The following is a 14,440-nucleotide window of genomic DNA, read 5'->3' as shown; positions in this document are numbered from 1 at the left end:
GCATTTGCAAAAAAGATGTTTGCCAAGTAGATTTGGCTTAGAATAGTGCATTATAGCCTGGGTGCGGTAAAGTGAAATTCGTGTATTGCTTTGCTGCACCCAGGCTACATTTTTGTAACGTATACAAACCGGTTTTATTGCTTAAATCTTTGGTATATTCCGACTAAATCAGCTTCACCGATAACATGTCCAGTCATGGCATTCAAAACTAAATCTCGTGTTGTACCATCACCTAGATTTAATACGGTATCTAAAGCGTATAATTTAAAATGATAGCTATGAGCAATTCCAAAAGGAGGACAAGGACCTCGATATCCTAAACCATCCCAACTATTTTTTGCATTTGCGGCTCCAGAAGGAACTGGGCTTCCAGCTTCTAAATTTTTTACATTGGGAGGTATATTAAATAAAATCCAGTGCGTCCAGATGCCTTCAGGAGAATCTAGATCGTCTACAACCAGCGCAAACGATTGTGTTTTGGGTGGGATGTTACTCCAAGCTAAAGGTGGAGATTGATCTGCTCCAGTACACGTATAAGGATCTGGAATTAGCGAATTCATTTTAAAGTCTGGACTTTTTAAGGTGAGTGAATGGGCAACATTATTGTATTGAAACAGAGAAAGGACTAAGAACAAAAGGAGAGAATATTTTTTCATAATATTTTTTACTCCGACTTATCTTTATTTAAAAAAACTAGATAATAAAGTATGGCACTAAAATCATCTAGATAAAAAAGAACAAATAATAGTGTAGTATTTTTTACCTGCAATTGAGGTAATTCCTGAGGTATAATGGAAGTAACAATAGGGATATAAAATGACCAATGAATGTGTTATTGATTTGATCGTGGCAAAAAAAGAAAAATCATTTATTGTTTTTGAAGACGAGCATTTTATAGCCTTTCTGGACTCTCGACCTCTTTTTCCAGGCCATACATTGTTAGCCCCTAAAATGCATATTAAAACATTTTATGAAGTACCTGAGGCTCAGGTCGCCCCCCTTTTTTTACTCACGCAAAAACTGGGAACCGCTGTTGAGAAAGCGATGGGCGCGGCAGGAAGTTTCATTGCAATGAATAATTCAATTAGCCAAAGCATCCCTCATCTTCATATACACATTGTTCCCAGAAACAAACACGATGGACTTAAAGGTTTTTTCTGGCCGCGAACTAATTATAAGGACGAAGCAGAGATGCTTGAAGTGCGAGAAAAAATTAGTCGGCAGTTAGACAAACACACACTCCAAAAATAGCATATTTAATGGTTTTTAAAGTTCATAACACAACTCATTTGTTGCTTTGTAATGTACTTGTTTTGTTTGGGCGCCTTGTTTTTTTAATTGCATAACCAATGATTTATTATTAAAAGTTCCCACCCATTTTTTAATCTTGGAAACAGGCCATCGGTGTTTATTAATGACCTCACCATTGCTATCCAATTCTTTTACCACAAGGGTTCTTGGTAACTTAAAAGGTAAAGCCTCTTCGTTCAAAATGAGAATGGCTAAAAAGATGCGTAATGAATAAAAAGAGGGTTGAAAGTCGCCACTTCGATGATTAATATTTTTTAAAGTCGTGCATTTGGAATTGGTAAATTTTATATTCCCAGCAGTTTGACATTGCGCTTTATTTTGAGGCTTGCCAGTCATTTGAAAATGTTTAGGAGCACTGATATTGGGGCGAGTTTCCCTGGCGAACCATACACGCCCGTCCATATCAACTAAAAAACGTAGGGTAGGGTCTTCATTCCTAAACCGCTTTTCTTCAAGTAATTTTTCTAAAGTGGATAAAGACTCAATAAAATAAGTACATTCTTCATGATGAACTTTATTAATCAAGTGAAAACAATTAGAAAAGTCTGGTGCTACGGAAAAAAACTCTTCATGGAGTTTAGAAGAAAACAACATACAGCATACCTCTTATTCCTTTTCCTTTGGCTAGATTGCAAAATTTAAATATTCCTTAGAGTCAACCTAAGGATGGGGGCTGATTTTTTCATTCTTGCTTTACAAGGTCAATAGTATATTATTGATTTTAGTCCCAAAACGGATTCAGTTCTGAGTTTCAATAATATTAGGGATAACCATGTATTTTCTCTCATTTATAATACTAGGATGGTTTACGATGACTTCTAATTTATCAGCAGCTGATACACCACTTCATGACAATGCATATGATTATTCATTTCATACATTACGCGGGCATGATTCCCTTCCCTTGTCATCTTTTAAAGGGAAGGTGTTAATTGTTGTAAATACGGCGTCAAAATGTGGTTTTACTCCGCAATATGCACGCTTAGAAAAACTTTATGAAACCTATAAAGATAGGGGTTTAGTTATACTTGGAGTTCCTTCAAACGATTTTGGTGGTCAAGAGCCGGGTACTGAGGAGGAAATTGCTAGTTTTTGCCAAGTTAATTATGGTGTAACTTTTCCGATGGCGGCGAAAGAAGTGGTTTCAGGAAAAGATGCGCATCCTTTTTATCTTTGGGCTAGACAGAAATTAGGGTTTGGCACGGCACCAAAATGGAATTTTCATAAATATCTTATTAATCGTAACGGCGAGCTTATTGACTATTTCTATTCAACTACATCTCCAGAAGCGGGAAGATTAGTCAAAGTTGTTGAGCAAGCGCTTGATGAAAAGGCCTGATTTAAAGCGATGTAGTGAAACCTGGAATTGAAATTAGAGTCTATCAAGAGGTAAATCATGATGGTACTAAGATAAGACTATTTTTTGATATTTCCTCTCTGCCTACTGCCCGCGACGTGTTCGCGGGATCCAGTAAATTACCCCGCTGCATATCCTCCCGCAACAGCGTTATACACTTGCACGAGACTATCGAGTAATTGAGCCTTTTGTTGAATTAAATTTAATTTACTTCGGTCAAGATTTATTTTTGCATTGATCACATTGCGATAATCTCTTGCCCCTGCTTTATATTGGGCTTTTGCAATAGCATATGCTTTTTGGGCTGCCAAATATCCTTTTTGTGTTTGTATGTAAGATAAATTGTTTTTTTGCTCGTTTGTAAGAGCATCATCAACATCTACGAATGCAGAGTGAAGGGTTCCAAGGTAATCATAATAAATTGCTTTGAATCCAGCCTTGGCTGCTTTGATGTTTTGATAGGAACTGGCATTGAGAATTTTTGTTGATGCAGCTGCTTCAGCAATCCAAATGTTAGTACTCAATTTTAAAATATGGGTTAAATCAACAGATGCCCCGCCAATTAAACTAGTCAGGGCAATCGTTGGGAAAAATGCAGAATAGGCGACTCCAATTTGCGCTTGCGCCATTCTCAAGTTATTTAAGGCGATCATAATGTCAGGACGATTTTTTAATACTGCTGAAGGTAAGGATTTAGGTATCAGATGACTTGTATTTAAAGAAAATAAGCTACGATGAGTAGTAATAGGCCCTGGATTTTGATTCAATAAGAGGCGAATTGTATTTTCACTTTGTGCTGCGATATTTTCAATTAGAGGAATATTTGCTTCCTCTTGGGCAATCTGTTGATCTAAATTGGTGATGGCTTCGATATTACTGGCGCCTTTTTTGAATCGAATTTGTTCGAGCTGACGTAGTTTCCGCAAATCGCCACTCAGAGCTTTTTCTACGGCCAATTGTTCTCGTTGACTCAAGAGCATAAAGTACGTACCGCTCATTTGGCTAATAATACTTAATTTTATTGACTGGGTTTGCGCTTCTTCCATGGCTAAAGAGGCTTTTGCCGCCTTAATATTACTAATATTATTTAAGATATTTAAGGTGTACCCTGGAACAAATCCGGCGTTGTATCCTCTAAATCTCAGATTGGAAATGTTTCCAAAAAAAGGATTATTTGCTAATTGGCCTTTGGGTGTAATATGAGTATTCCAAGTTCCACCTGTAAACCCAGTACCGCTTCCATCTAGAGTGGGTATCCAGGCATATTGAGCCGCTTTAAGTTGGGCTTGTGCTTGCTCAATTGTCGCATAGGAACTTCTAATCGAATCATTACAGGCTAAGGCTTGGGCCATAAGTTGATTGAGCTCTGGATCATGCAACTTTTTCCACCACGCAAAACGACTTAAATCAGCTTGGTTATTGAGGTATTTTACTCCACTACGCGTACTTTTAGGATAACTCACCTTTTCATGAATAATGCAGTTTTTGCAACATCCTCCAAGTATTATGGCAAATAGATTGAGCAAGATAATTTTTAGTTTCATAATTGGGCCAATTTTAAATAAATTTAATTAGTCGAGCTTTGTTCTAAATATTTTTCCTGTCAAAAGAATCAAAACAAAAGAGATTAACAAAATAGGTAAAATATTTGGGATAATTTGAACGAGTGTGTTGCCCTTTAGTAAAATTCCGCGGGCAATTCGGACAAAGTAGGTCATAGGCAGGCAGTATCCTATGAACTGAGCCCATGTCGGCATGCCATAAAAAGAAAAAATATAACCCGATAAAAACATAGAGGGTAATTGATAAAAGACACTCAATTGCATCGCTTGCATCGGCATCTGGGCGATGGTAGAAAAAATCATGCCAACCATTAAATTAGCGATAATAAATGGCGCGACGGCTATGTAAAGCAAAAGAATGCTTCCTTCGGTAGGAATATGAATTAATAACTTGCCAAAAATGAGTATGCTTGTGAGTTGTAAATAACCTAACACAATGTAGGGGATCACTTTACCAAGAATGATCTCCAATGGTTTTAATGGAGTACTTAAGAGCATTTCCATAGTGCCAGATTCTTTTTCTGAGGTAATCGCAGTTGACGTCAGCATTACCATGGTCAGGGTTAGCAACACACCAATTAAGCCAGGAACGATATTATAAGAACTTGTATTGGATTCGTTATAAAGTCGGTGAATGGTGAGATTAACGCTTCTATCTGAATGCGTTGGAGAGGGTGAGCCTAAACCTTGTTGATTGAACGTATTTAGGGTTCGATTCAATATAGGCAGTGCATTGCTAAGTGCACTGGCACTGCTTCCTGGATCGGAGCCATCGATTTCAACCAGTAACTGGGGATTTTCTTTACGAATGTACTTCCGCGTAAAATTGGGAGGAATAGTAAAAGCGAGACTTATTTTTCCATTCGCGAAATCTTGATTCTTTTTATGTTCATCTAATAGTTCGTTCGTTATTTTAAAATAACCTGAAGCTTCAAGTGCGCTGACATAGCTTCGAGTCAGTGGTGTGTTATCATAACTGATGATGGTAGTAGGCAGGTGCTTTGGATCGAATTGAATGGCAAAGCCAAAGAGAATAAGTAGCATAATGGGTAAAATAACGAGCATCGCAATGGTACCATGATCTCGAGTGACAAGAATAAATTCTTTACGTATTAACCCACCAAGACGGGTTAGAGATATTCCTTGTAATAGACCTTTATAGTTCATCGCATTAATCCGATAAAAACCTCTTCAAAAGAAGGTGTGCTCTCTGTAAATGAACGATCGCTGTTTTCTTGAATGACTTTATCCAATAAATCAGGATCGCGTGATGAAATTCGCAATTCATTATTTACAATTGAAGCTAATAGCTTTGGGTATGAATCAAGCAATTGTTCCATTAATTTATTTTGCTCTTTTCTATCAACTTCTAAGATATATGTTTTAACTTTTGACTGCGGAATTAAATCTTTTGTGCGGCCTGTATATAATAATTTCCCTAAATTAATGTATGCCAGATCAGTGCACTTTTCGGCTTCATCCATATAATGGGTAGTTACCAGAATTGTGGTGCCGTCGCGTGAGGAAATCTTATGCAAATAATCCCAAAATTCTTTACGTGCTTTTGGATCAACGCCAGCTGTAGGTTCATCCAAAAATAATAATTGAGGTTTATGCAGCAAACTGCATGCTAAGGCCAAACGCTGTTTCCATCCCCCCGATAAATTACCTGCTTGTACTTTTTGATAGTCTGTAAGCCCGAGTTCTTGAATCATTTCTTCTATTGCTTGATCGCAATTTTTTACTTGAAAAATATCGGCAATAAAGCGGAGGTTTTCATGAACAGTCAATCCCGTATAAAAACTGAATTTTTGAGGCATATACCCAGTGCGTTTTTTTATCTCATCACTTTGGGTTTTTATATCATATCCAAGACAGGCCCCTTCTCCATCTGTGGGCGTTAAAAGACCACAGATCATCCGGATCGTTGTTGTCTTACCACTACCGTTTGAGCCCAGAAAACCAAATATGGAGCCTTTTTCTACTTGTAGGTTAATGTGATCGACTGCCACTTTATTATCGAATTTTTTTGTTAATTGTTTCACATCAATTACAAAATCACTCATCAAGCTAATTCCAAAGTCACCGGTTGCCCGAGATGAATTTTTTCTAGATCAGGACAATCGATTTTGGCTTCGATTCTGAATACAAGGCGTTGACGTTCCTCGCGAGAATAAATAATAGGGGGAGTGTATTCAGCAATATTTGAAATAAAGAAAATATGCCCCTCAGCAAAATTTTCATTGTGATCGGTCTTAATCTTAACGTGCTCATTAAGGCTCAATTGAGAAAGCCGTTCTTCAGGAACGAAAAATATAGCTTTAATATTGTTTTTGGTAATTAAGGAAAGCACAGGCGCACCTGCTTGGACAAACTCGCCGCGTGTGTAATACGTATCAAATACAATTCCCAAATCCGGTGCAAAGTTCTCTTTGCGCGTCATCTGCCATTTTTTGTCGGCGGTATCTACCTGATTGTTCTTGAGTCTAAAATCAATATCATTAAGTTGCTCTTTTGAAATGTTTAAATCTCGTTGAGCTGCATCAAGATCATTTTGGCTTGCTGCATTTTGCTTACGCATTTCCAGGGTACGCCGATAGTTGATTTCATTGTAATTGAGTTGGGTCACTATTTGTTGACGTTGAGCAAGCAGATCTTTTTGGGTTAGTTTGCTCATTTTGACATTAAAAAGTTCACTCGTTTGTTCGAGCTTGAATAGAAATTGATTTGTTTTGACTAACTGTCCTTTTAATACAGCTAAATCGGTTAGTCGACCGCCAAAATCCGCCGACAAATAGACTAGATCCGTATCAATATATCCACTAAATATCTTATTTTCTTTTTCGCAGGCTGTGAGCAATAAAAGAGTCAAAGCAGCGAGCAGCAGTTTATGCATTTCAAACCCATCCTGAGCTTTATTACGAACTGCTGAAACATCAGCAGATATGCAATCTTGGGGTATTTAAGTTATGTATATTAAGCCCAAGAATTCTATGTGTCAAAAAGAGTTGTTCATTTGATGAGTGACTCAATTTATGATGCAGATATCCCTCTTTATTTATGGCGGTGATACTATTTGACCTACGCTTAGTAACATGTTAAACAACAACCCGGCATTAAGTCACTAAGTGTTTAAAAACCCCAAGGAGTATCTGATGAATTTTAAATCGTTTTTTTGTCTAACAATTGTAGCTTCTTCTTTATTAGCCCAGTCTGTCTATGCTGAGCAAAAAACAATTTCTTATAAAAATGAAAGAGGATCAATTTTAGAGCTTAATATCTTGGCAGATAATAAAATTGAAGGTTATTTCACCACCGCAGTTGCTTCTAAAACGTGCCCACAAGCAATTAATCAAAAAAGACCGATTATTGGTTATATGGTTGGTAATGCGCTATCGTTTAGTGTGGTTTATCCAATGTGTGAATCGGTATTGAGTATTAGTGGTCATTTTGATAAAAACCAGCAAGCCATTGACACCATATCCATACTTAGCAAGCAAGCAAGCGACATTACTCACGAAGGTCCCGGAGCGCGTTTTATTGTCCACGATTCTTATAAAAAAATAGGGTAATTCATAAACCCGTATTTAAGAGCCTGGGCAAAACAGTATTGACTCAGGCCTTTCCCCTTAACTGCAGACATATCATCTAACTCCAGAACGAATCAATCTTTAATCTTAGTGATGCCTATTACTAATAAAAATTGGGCGGCAAAATAGAGAAACATGATTAAGATCGGCATGAGTTTATTATCCGTTAATACAAATAAGTTTAATGACAAAACAAAATCAGAGAGTAAAAAAAGACTCGCTCCAGTCCTTATCAATAGCGAGTGTTGTTTTACTTGAAAGGAACAAAATACCATTAAGGTCAGCAGGCATAGATAAATGGCTACTGGTATTTTCATTTCCCCAAGATAAGGAAATAAAAAGTAAAAACTTATTAGGACAAAGACTAAAACGGGTAAAAAGAAAAGCAAATTTTTTCTTTGAAATCGCATGTTCTTTAAAAAGATACTAATGTACATGCAATGGGCGCCCATAAATGCCAAGATTCCTAGATGCAATGCAATCTTCATGGGAAGAGTCAAAAAGATATCACCGATTAGTGAAAAGCCTAAGGCACAAAGTAGTAAGATTTTTATGGGTCTTGAGGGATTGGTTTGGACGGTAAATAACATCAGTAAGGCAATGGGAATTGCTTTGAATAAGGTGGTCAAAGGATATTGAATAAAAGAGAGTAGCAAAAGGTAAAGTAGCATACTGAGTAAAATAAAAAGTATCGTTATTTTAAATGGCTGGCCTAGCATATAAAAGTCCTTATTATTCAGTGATCTCTTGTCATTTCTAGTATACATACTCTTTGCCCATCTCTTTAAAATTTTGTTTATTGAGACAAACTATGGTTTAATAAAGCGCTCTTTGTGTTTTATGAGACCTAATTATGAAAAAAATAATCTTACTTTTACTCATTACTTCTATTTTTTCAGTTGGACATGCCAGTAAGCTTAGTAAATTTTTAAAACAAATGGATGAGGAAGATAGGGCCCGTCAAGAACGAGAATGGCAACAAGATATGAATTTTGGTGATTTTTCATTTCGTTTAGATAGACGGTATAGCGATGATCATGGGCAACGTTGTCGTGATTATAAGTTTAGATCGCGCAGCAATCCTTTTCGCCATGGATATTACACTGTTTGTGATGAACGCTAAGCGCTAACCAATTTACAGGAGATAAAAGTGTTACGAACCTTTTCTCCTAGTCACCGTAGTTAATTCTTCACTATTCTGATGTGCATTTCATGAATTAAATGGATAAATTAATTACATATCCTACAATAACATCATATAGACCTAAATCTTGCTTTAGCGATGCAATTCAACTTTAAGGATGCATTTATGAGTAAGTCTATGACGATACTGCTCTTCTTGGTGGTTGCTTCTTGTGGTTATGCTAACATTGCCAATAATATCTTATTAAGCAGAACATCTGAACAGAAAACACAAATTCTAAGTGGAATAATCAATGCAGCAGGAGAGCCGTGTATTCCTAAGGAAGCTTTTTATCAGGGGGTGGATCTTAATGATGCTGCCTATTGGAATATTGACTGTTCTTATGGTCAATCATTTGTCATTCAAATCGCTAATGACGCTGCTGCGACAACAACAATAATTCAATGCAGTGCGATGAAATCATTAGGGGTTCAGTGCTTTAAGAAATTTGGTTTTTAAGTGAAGATTTCAATCAAGAGCTACGAGTAAAAAATTTACCATGGATGGATGGGGTAAATATTGATGGAGTTGAGAGGAAGCTGGTTGTATACTCCATAAAAAGAGGTATTAATTATATTAGTGAATAAAAAAAGGATTTTTTATGGCGCAAACAGTAGAACATCGTGTTATAAATTTAATTTCAAGAACTCAAGAAATCCCTGCTGAAGAAATTGATTTGGATCAATCAATCGACCAAATTGTTCCTCGTTCTCTGGATTTAGTTAATTTATTTTTTGACTTGGAGGATGAGTTTGATCTTGATATTCGTAATGACATCCATAAAGAAAAAACAATCCGTGAAATCGCACTTGATATTAAACAATTAATTGCGAAAAAAAATTAAGTGAAAATGAAGTTCTCTTTAATAAATTATTAGCACTGTTTCTTTAACTCGACTTTAGTCTTTTAAAAAGAAAACCTATCCCTCTCCAATAGAAAAAAGAAAAATAAATCAAAAATTTATGCATCTAAGCACTATTTTGCACATTTACTCATTGTCATTGTTCTAAATTAAATTTAGAATGCCTTTTTTATTATGAGTAGACCAAAATGACATCAGTATTATCATTTTTAGGAATGAAAGACAAAGAGCCCTATACTTCAATGTCTGAACTGGGTATTAACAGTGATCTCAGTAAGTTGCAATTGGAATCACAAAATTATTTTACCATTGCAAAAGGAGCTCAGGCTGCTGATTTTAACGTACTTGGTGTAGCTATTAAAGAAGGGGAGCATTTCCAAACAAACACTAAAGCTCATATCGATTTTTTAAAGAGATGTACTGCGCTTGTTAAAGAAAAATCCACGCAACTGAAGAGTATTGATCACAAAATCATAGGAAGTGTGGTCTTTGGTGCAGCAGCAACTGCCTTATCGTTCCTGCCAGTAGTGGGCTTTTTAGGTTGGATAGGCTGGGGGGCGGCCGCTTATTTTATCCAACAACGTGCTATTGCATATACTCAATATCAAGAGTCATTAGCTCTTTTAGTGGGGGCATGTAATTGGAGTCTTGGTGAAGGTGTGAATCAACGCCAAAGCATTATTAGTAATTTGACTACGAATGAATCAGTACGAGATATGATGGCTGTGCTTTATCCTGTTCTTACTGAAAAACAAGTAAAACATCTCATTGCGGATGATATTGAAGAGAAATTTGCTGAAGAATTACGAGAATATGAAAAAAGATATCAATTAGGTTTCAATCCAAGTCAATTCTTTTCTAAAACAGATGATACCATTGCATTAAGTAAAAAAGGTGCAGAATTTAGCCGTTGTATTTACGGCTATAATAAAGGTGGTTTTACTGATTTTCTTGATGCCATTGTATCCGTCCTTCCCGATTTATATAGAGCAGCACTTCATGGTTGTCAAAAACTACAATACTGGTGGCAGGAGAAGAGTCATTCAGTAGAGAAAGAAGAAACACATGATCACCACGTTCCGACCACTTTAACTAACAAATAGATAATTATGCATCACCCTAAAGTTCTGGTTTACATTCGGACTTTAGGGCAATAAATAATATAAGTATTCATGTGGTTTTTCTTTACGACAAAAGATGACCATTATTTTCTTTTTTATAGCCTATCTTATTGATATTTCTATGTTTTTTATCACTATTGCGCGCGAAAAGCGTGATTTTTAATTCGAGCATACATTTGTCGTATGTATATGGTTTTATGATTGCAACTTGAAAATGAGGAGGAAAAATGGAGCTTAAGATAGAAGCAAGGGAGGATGCGGATGTTTTTATATACGGTAAAATGGATCCCAATGAAACGAACAGAATGCTTTTATCTAAGGTAAGTCAAAATATTAAGCCTGATAGCTTCTCAAAAATTGCTAAGTTACAACACAGTGGCGCGAAGCTATGGTTAATCCGCGATAGTCGGGTGCCTGGCTTACTTACAGTTCAATCGATTAGCTGGAATAAAGAATTCTCATTCTGGGGAATTAATGAACCTGAGCGATATATGCTATCAAATCACTATGGATGGATTTTAAATAATTCGCTTCCGGACAGCGATGCATTTCTTGCAGTAGTAGATTCAGTGGGGGGCTTTATCGATATGACTGAAGATAAAGCGAAGCCTCATCTTCCTGGATTATTAAAAATTCTTTCTGAGAATGGATATGATGTAGAAAATAGAGTTAACCCGAAAGTTGGGGAACAAACACAATTAATAGGATATACAAGCTACCATATCGATCTTTTGCCACCAAAACGAGAAGATTCGAGTCCCAAGCTGGAATCTACGGAAGTTTGTTTACCAGAAGGGCTCATTATGGCACTTTCTTGCCCAATTACGCTATTAAAAACAGGGCAGATGAAAGTAATGAAGGACCCAGTGACCCGAGTTATTGATGGTATTTCCTATGAGCGTGGCTATTTACTGGAAAAATATCCTGATTTGCAAGAAGGAACGGATTTTTATCCCAATATTAGGCTCAAAGCAATTATCAACTATATCTCTGCAACTTCTTTGAAGCCAGAAGACTATTGGGCGAAATTACAGAAAATAGATGAAGATATTAAAGATCCAATATTTTTGGAAACCCTGATAGAACCTGTTTTAAGTCCTAGCGGTCATTCCTATGAGAAAAAATCTATCGAGGAATGGATAAAAAAGAAACAAGTTGATTTGCCCACAGTGAGTAATATACTTCCAATTCCTGATCCAACGACTGATGAGAATATCAGAGGTAAACCTCTTATTCTTAATAAAAATTTAATGTTATTTATTAAGGCTTGGCCAGCTTTTTACGAGGACCAAGAGTTCCAATTGGCAATAACCCTCTCCAAAAATAATTTATCATGAGGTACTACTCTTTTCTCAAAGGCAGAAAAAAGTACTATGAATAATATGGTAGCCTGGGTTGCAGCGCAGCGAAACCAAGGGAAAATTGATTATCTACTCCCAAGTTTCGCTGCGCCGCACCTCAGGTGTTATTCTGTAAATAGTTATGAATAAATAATACGTGCGAGTTCAGCACCTAGGCGTGCATTGTTTTTAATTAAAGCAATGTTGGCAAGCAAACTTTTTCCTTGGGTGAGCTGAGCTACTTCGGCTAAGAGAAAAGGAGTTAATGCTTTTCCTGATATGTTATTTTGTTCCGCTTTTTGTATCGCATTCATAATTACTGGTTCAATTTCCTGAATTGGGATATTAAATTCAGTAGGAATTGGATTGGTGACCAAGACTCCTGATGACATGCCTAAATCCCAATGCGCTGTTAATATATGAGCAAGGGTTGATACATCATCTACCCAGGTTGATAAGGGATAGTGGGTTGCATCGGTATAGAACGCGGGTAGTACCTTCGTGCGATAACCAATGACTGGTACACTCATCGTTTCTAAAAATTCTAAGGTACGTGGCAGGTCCAGTATAGCTTTTGCACCTGCACAAATCACGGCAATTGGTGTTCTGGAAATTTCAATGAGATCAGCCGAAATATCTTGAGCATCGCCTCGATGAACCCCGCCAATTCCTCCAGTAGCGAATAATTTAATACCGGCTTTAGTAGCACAAAATAAGGTTGCAGCAACCGTGGTTCCGGCAGAGTGTCTATTGGCCACTATAAAAGGTAAATCGCGTCGGCTTGCTTTCAACACCTCTTTATTGTTTGCAAATTGCTGCAATTCATTAGCTGTTAAACCAATTTTAATTGTTCCATCAATCACAGCAATTGTTGCGGGCGTGACATCATGTTCGCGCACAATTTGCTCTACTGCTAGTGCGGTTTCATAATTATCAGGATAAGGCATCCCATGGGAAATAATTGTGGACTCTAATGCCAGTATCGGTTTTTTATGCTCGAGCGCTGTTTTTACTTCTGGGGAATAATCAAAAAATTGTTTCATGATGAGTTTCTCTTACTGAATGGTTTAATTGAATATTTTTTAATGCTTCATAATTAATTTGTTCATTGACGGTGTGGCACGATTGTACGGTTAAAGCCGCCATTGCTGCCCCTGTATGGCAGGCATCAATAATTGATTTGTTCTGTTTCAATTCATAGAGGATCCCTGCAATGAAAGCATCGCCTGCTCCACTGACATCGACTATTGGATCGATAAAAAATGCTGGAACATGTTTTTGAACGGTTTCATTAACAATTACATAACCAGATTTTCCCAAACTGATAATGCAATTCCTAACCCCTTTATCTAACAACAATTTTCCTGCTCTGATGCAGTCAGCAACTGAATGAATACGGGTATGGGTCAATGCTTCTGCTTCAAAACGGTCTGGTTTCAACAGAAAAACATTCTCTAAGGAAGATGGTAATTTTTGGGCTTTAATCACTGAAACCGGATCAATGCATAACTTAATATTTTGGATGCCTGCTATTTGAATTGCATATTCAATGATTGTATGAGGTAAATTGGTATCTAGAAAAATAATTTCTTCATTAGTCCATTCTTGCCACGATTGGGTGAATTGGTCATATGGAACATGATCAAAAATTTCCATGTCGGCTAAAGCAAGAATTAATTCTCCATCTTTATCGAGAAGAACATCATAGTGCGCTGTGGGTTTATTATGAATTGTAAGGATATTTTGGATTCCTATACCCATATTCTTTAAATGTGCAATTGCCTGCAGTCCATCATTATCTTGGCCTACTACACTGTAGATATGAACATTGTTCGTCAACAATGCAAGATTTTTTGCTACATTATGAGCAACACCGCCAAATGTTGAGATGGATGTAACGGGGTTGGATGTCCTCAATTGCAATTGATGAAGTGAGGTTAATTTCCGATCAATGGTTATGCCGCCAATACATATTATTTTTCTATTCATTAATGGGTCAATAAAATGTTTTGAGTCAAGCATCATAGCATGAGAACAGCTGAGTTTCCTGAGGGATAAGAATTAATGATTCTTGTGCTATTCTTTTCTAATGTCGATTGCAATAGACAAAATCT

Annotated in this window: 17 protein-coding genes; 8 read left to right on the top strand and 9 right to left on the bottom strand. The window is 36.8% G+C overall.

Annotated features, from left to right (window positions below):
• Positions 1 to 134: 134 nt before the first annotated feature.
• The gene (locus tag ACWTEW_RS32495; RefSeq protein WP_454782107.1) at positions 135 to 656 is read right to left on the bottom strand and encodes a YbhB/YbcL family Raf kinase inhibitor-like protein; all 522 of its coding nucleotides are present in this window, start codon (positions 654 to 656) and stop codon (positions 135 to 137) included.
• A gap of 160 nt (positions 657 to 816) precedes the next feature.
• On the opposite strand from ACWTEW_RS32495, the gene ACWTEW_RS32490 reads away from it, so the two are divergent.
• The gene (locus ACWTEW_RS32490) at positions 817 to 1,251 is read left to right on the top strand and encodes an HIT family protein (RefSeq protein ID WP_454782106.1); all 435 of its coding nucleotides are present in this window, start codon (positions 817 to 819) and stop codon (positions 1,249 to 1,251) included.
• Between the two features lie 15 nt (positions 1,252 to 1,266).
• On the opposite strand, the gene ACWTEW_RS32485 is transcribed toward ACWTEW_RS32490, so the two are convergent.
• A complete protein-coding gene (locus ACWTEW_RS32485) occupies positions 1,267 to 1,905 on the bottom strand; it encodes a hypothetical protein (RefSeq protein ID WP_454782105.1) in 639 nt (212 codons plus the stop codon).
• Positions 1,906 to 2,122: 217 nt separating this feature from the next.
• Here ACWTEW_RS32485 and ACWTEW_RS32480 point away from each other — a divergent pair, with 217 nt between their 5' ends.
• Entirely contained in the window at positions 2,123 to 2,650 is a 528-nt protein-coding gene (locus ACWTEW_RS32480; protein WP_454782104.1) for a glutathione peroxidase, read from the top strand.
• A gap of 137 nt (positions 2,651 to 2,787) precedes the next feature.
• Here ACWTEW_RS32480 and ACWTEW_RS32475 read toward each other — a convergent pair whose 3' ends face one another.
• From ACWTEW_RS32475 to ACWTEW_RS32460, 4 genes are read right to left on the bottom strand one after another with little or no spacing between them, the layout of a single operon-like run.
• Positions 2,788 to 4,212: a TolC family protein gene (locus ACWTEW_RS32475; protein WP_454782103.1), complete on the bottom strand. Its 1,425-nt coding sequence runs from the start codon at positions 4,210 to 4,212 to the stop codon at positions 2,788 to 2,790.
• Between the two features lie 27 nt (positions 4,213 to 4,239).
• Positions 4,240 to 5,397: an ABC transporter permease gene (locus ACWTEW_RS32470; RefSeq protein ID WP_454782102.1), complete on the bottom strand. Its 1,158-nt coding sequence runs from the start codon at positions 5,395 to 5,397 to the stop codon at positions 4,240 to 4,242.
• Positions 5,394 to 6,296, bottom strand: a complete 903-nt coding sequence (locus ACWTEW_RS32465; RefSeq protein ID WP_454782101.1) for an ABC transporter ATP-binding protein — start codon at positions 6,294 to 6,296, stop codon at positions 5,394 to 5,396. Before ACWTEW_RS32465 ends, ACWTEW_RS32470 begins: the two co-directional genes overlap by 4 nt.
• Positions 6,296 to 7,126 (bottom strand): HlyD family secretion protein, encoded by an 831-nt coding sequence (locus ACWTEW_RS32460; protein WP_454782100.1) that lies wholly within the window; start codon positions 7,124 to 7,126, stop codon positions 6,296 to 6,298. Before ACWTEW_RS32460 ends, ACWTEW_RS32465 begins: the two co-directional genes overlap by 1 nt.
• A gap of 259 nt (positions 7,127 to 7,385) precedes the next feature.
• Between ACWTEW_RS32460 and ACWTEW_RS32455 the strand changes: the two genes are divergently transcribed.
• Positions 7,386 to 7,802, top strand: coding sequence for an avidin/streptavidin family protein (locus tag ACWTEW_RS32455; RefSeq protein ID WP_454782099.1), 417 nt, complete (start codon positions 7,386 to 7,388; stop codon positions 7,800 to 7,802).
• Positions 7,803 to 7,894: 92 nt separating this feature from the next.
• Here the strand turns inward: ACWTEW_RS32455 and ACWTEW_RS32450 are convergent, their stop codons facing one another.
• A complete protein-coding gene (locus ACWTEW_RS32450) occupies positions 7,895 to 8,539 on the bottom strand; it encodes a lysoplasmalogenase (protein WP_454782098.1) in 645 nt (214 codons plus the stop codon).
• A 134-nt stretch (positions 8,540 to 8,673) separates the two neighbouring features.
• Between ACWTEW_RS32450 and ACWTEW_RS32445 the strand changes: the two genes are divergently transcribed.
• From ACWTEW_RS32445 to ACWTEW_RS32425, 5 genes are all read left to right on the top strand, one after another.
• The gene (locus ACWTEW_RS32445; RefSeq protein WP_454782097.1) at positions 8,674 to 8,943 is read left to right on the top strand and encodes a hypothetical protein; all 270 of its coding nucleotides are present in this window, start codon (positions 8,674 to 8,676) and stop codon (positions 8,941 to 8,943) included.
• A gap of 186 nt (positions 8,944 to 9,129) precedes the next feature.
• On the top strand, positions 9,130 to 9,462 hold the full coding sequence (locus ACWTEW_RS32440; protein ID WP_454782096.1) for a hypothetical protein: 333 nt from the start codon (positions 9,130 to 9,132) through the stop codon (positions 9,460 to 9,462).
• A 142-nt stretch (positions 9,463 to 9,604) separates the two neighbouring features.
• Positions 9,605 to 9,847 carry an acyl carrier protein gene (locus ACWTEW_RS32435; RefSeq protein WP_454782095.1) on the top strand — a complete coding sequence of 81 codons (243 nt, stop codon included), beginning with the start codon at positions 9,605 to 9,607 and terminating at the stop codon, positions 9,845 to 9,847.
• Positions 9,848 to 10,053: 206 nt separating this feature from the next.
• Positions 10,054 to 10,968: a hypothetical protein gene (locus ACWTEW_RS32430; protein ID WP_454782094.1), complete on the top strand. Its 915-nt coding sequence runs from the start codon at positions 10,054 to 10,056 to the stop codon at positions 10,966 to 10,968.
• Between the two features lie 245 nt (positions 10,969 to 11,213).
• Positions 11,214 to 12,323 carry a U-box domain-containing protein gene (locus ACWTEW_RS32425; RefSeq protein ID WP_454782093.1) on the top strand — a complete coding sequence of 370 codons (1,110 nt, stop codon included), beginning with the start codon at positions 11,214 to 11,216 and terminating at the stop codon, positions 12,321 to 12,323.
• Positions 12,324 to 12,466: 143 nt separating this feature from the next.
• On the opposite strand, the gene ACWTEW_RS32420 is transcribed toward ACWTEW_RS32425, so the two are convergent.
• Positions 12,467 to 13,372, bottom strand: coding sequence for a pseudouridine-5'-phosphate glycosidase (locus tag ACWTEW_RS32420; protein ID WP_454782327.1), 906 nt, complete (start codon positions 13,370 to 13,372; stop codon positions 12,467 to 12,469).
• Positions 13,353 to 14,315: a carbohydrate kinase family protein gene (locus ACWTEW_RS32415; protein ID WP_454782092.1), complete on the bottom strand. Its 963-nt coding sequence runs from the start codon at positions 14,313 to 14,315 to the stop codon at positions 13,353 to 13,355. Before ACWTEW_RS32415 ends, ACWTEW_RS32420 begins: the two co-directional genes overlap by 20 nt.
• Positions 14,316 to 14,440 lie beyond the last annotated feature (125 nt).

Source organism: Legionella stuttgartensis (assembly GCF_977063405.2).
The sequence above is the reverse complement of the archived record's forward strand: the minus strand, read 5'-3'. Positions and strand labels throughout refer to the sequence as shown.

What these genes read in the sequence shown, in the direction of transcription:
- ACWTEW_RS32495 (WP_454782107.1), bottom strand. Translation starts at nt 656, where the DNA reads ATGAAAAAATATTCTCTCCTTTTGTTCTTAGTCCTTTCTCTGTTTCAA.
- ACWTEW_RS32490 (WP_454782106.1), top strand. Translation starts at nt 817, where the DNA reads ATGACCAATGAATGTGTTATTGATTTGATCGTGGCAAAAAAAGAAAAA.
- ACWTEW_RS32485 (WP_454782105.1), bottom strand. Translation starts at nt 1,905, where the DNA reads ATGTTGTTTTCTTCTAAACTCCATGAAGAGTTTTTTTCCGTAGCACCA.
- ACWTEW_RS32480 (WP_454782104.1), top strand. Translation starts at nt 2,123, where the DNA reads ATGACTTCTAATTTATCAGCAGCTGATACACCACTTCATGACAATGCA.
- ACWTEW_RS32475 (WP_454782103.1), bottom strand. Translation starts at nt 4,212, where the DNA reads ATGAAACTAAAAATTATCTTGCTCAATCTATTTGCCATAATACTTGGA.
- ACWTEW_RS32470 (WP_454782102.1), bottom strand. Translation starts at nt 5,397, where the DNA reads ATGAACTATAAAGGTCTATTACAAGGAATATCTCTAACCCGTCTTGGT.
- ACWTEW_RS32465 (WP_454782101.1), bottom strand. Translation starts at nt 6,296, where the DNA reads ATGAGTGATTTTGTAATTGATGTGAAACAATTAACAAAAAAATTCGAT.
- ACWTEW_RS32460 (WP_454782100.1), bottom strand. Translation starts at nt 7,126, where the DNA reads ATGCATAAACTGCTGCTCGCTGCTTTGACTCTTTTATTGCTCACAGCC.
- ACWTEW_RS32455 (WP_454782099.1), top strand. Translation starts at nt 7,386, where the DNA reads ATGAATTTTAAATCGTTTTTTTGTCTAACAATTGTAGCTTCTTCTTTA.
- ACWTEW_RS32450 (WP_454782098.1), bottom strand. Translation starts at nt 8,539, where the DNA reads ATGCTAGGCCAGCCATTTAAAATAACGATACTTTTTATTTTACTCAGT.
- ACWTEW_RS32445 (WP_454782097.1), top strand. Translation starts at nt 8,674, where the DNA reads ATGAAAAAAATAATCTTACTTTTACTCATTACTTCTATTTTTTCAGTT.
- ACWTEW_RS32440 (WP_454782096.1), top strand. Translation starts at nt 9,130, where the DNA reads ATGAGTAAGTCTATGACGATACTGCTCTTCTTGGTGGTTGCTTCTTGT.
- ACWTEW_RS32435 (WP_454782095.1), top strand. Translation starts at nt 9,605, where the DNA reads ATGGCGCAAACAGTAGAACATCGTGTTATAAATTTAATTTCAAGAACT.
- ACWTEW_RS32430 (WP_454782094.1), top strand. Translation starts at nt 10,054, where the DNA reads ATGACATCAGTATTATCATTTTTAGGAATGAAAGACAAAGAGCCCTAT.
- ACWTEW_RS32425 (WP_454782093.1), top strand. Translation starts at nt 11,214, where the DNA reads ATGGAGCTTAAGATAGAAGCAAGGGAGGATGCGGATGTTTTTATATAC.
- ACWTEW_RS32415 (WP_454782092.1), bottom strand. Translation starts at nt 14,315, where the DNA reads ATGAATAGAAAAATAATATGTATTGGCGGCATAACCATTGATCGGAAA.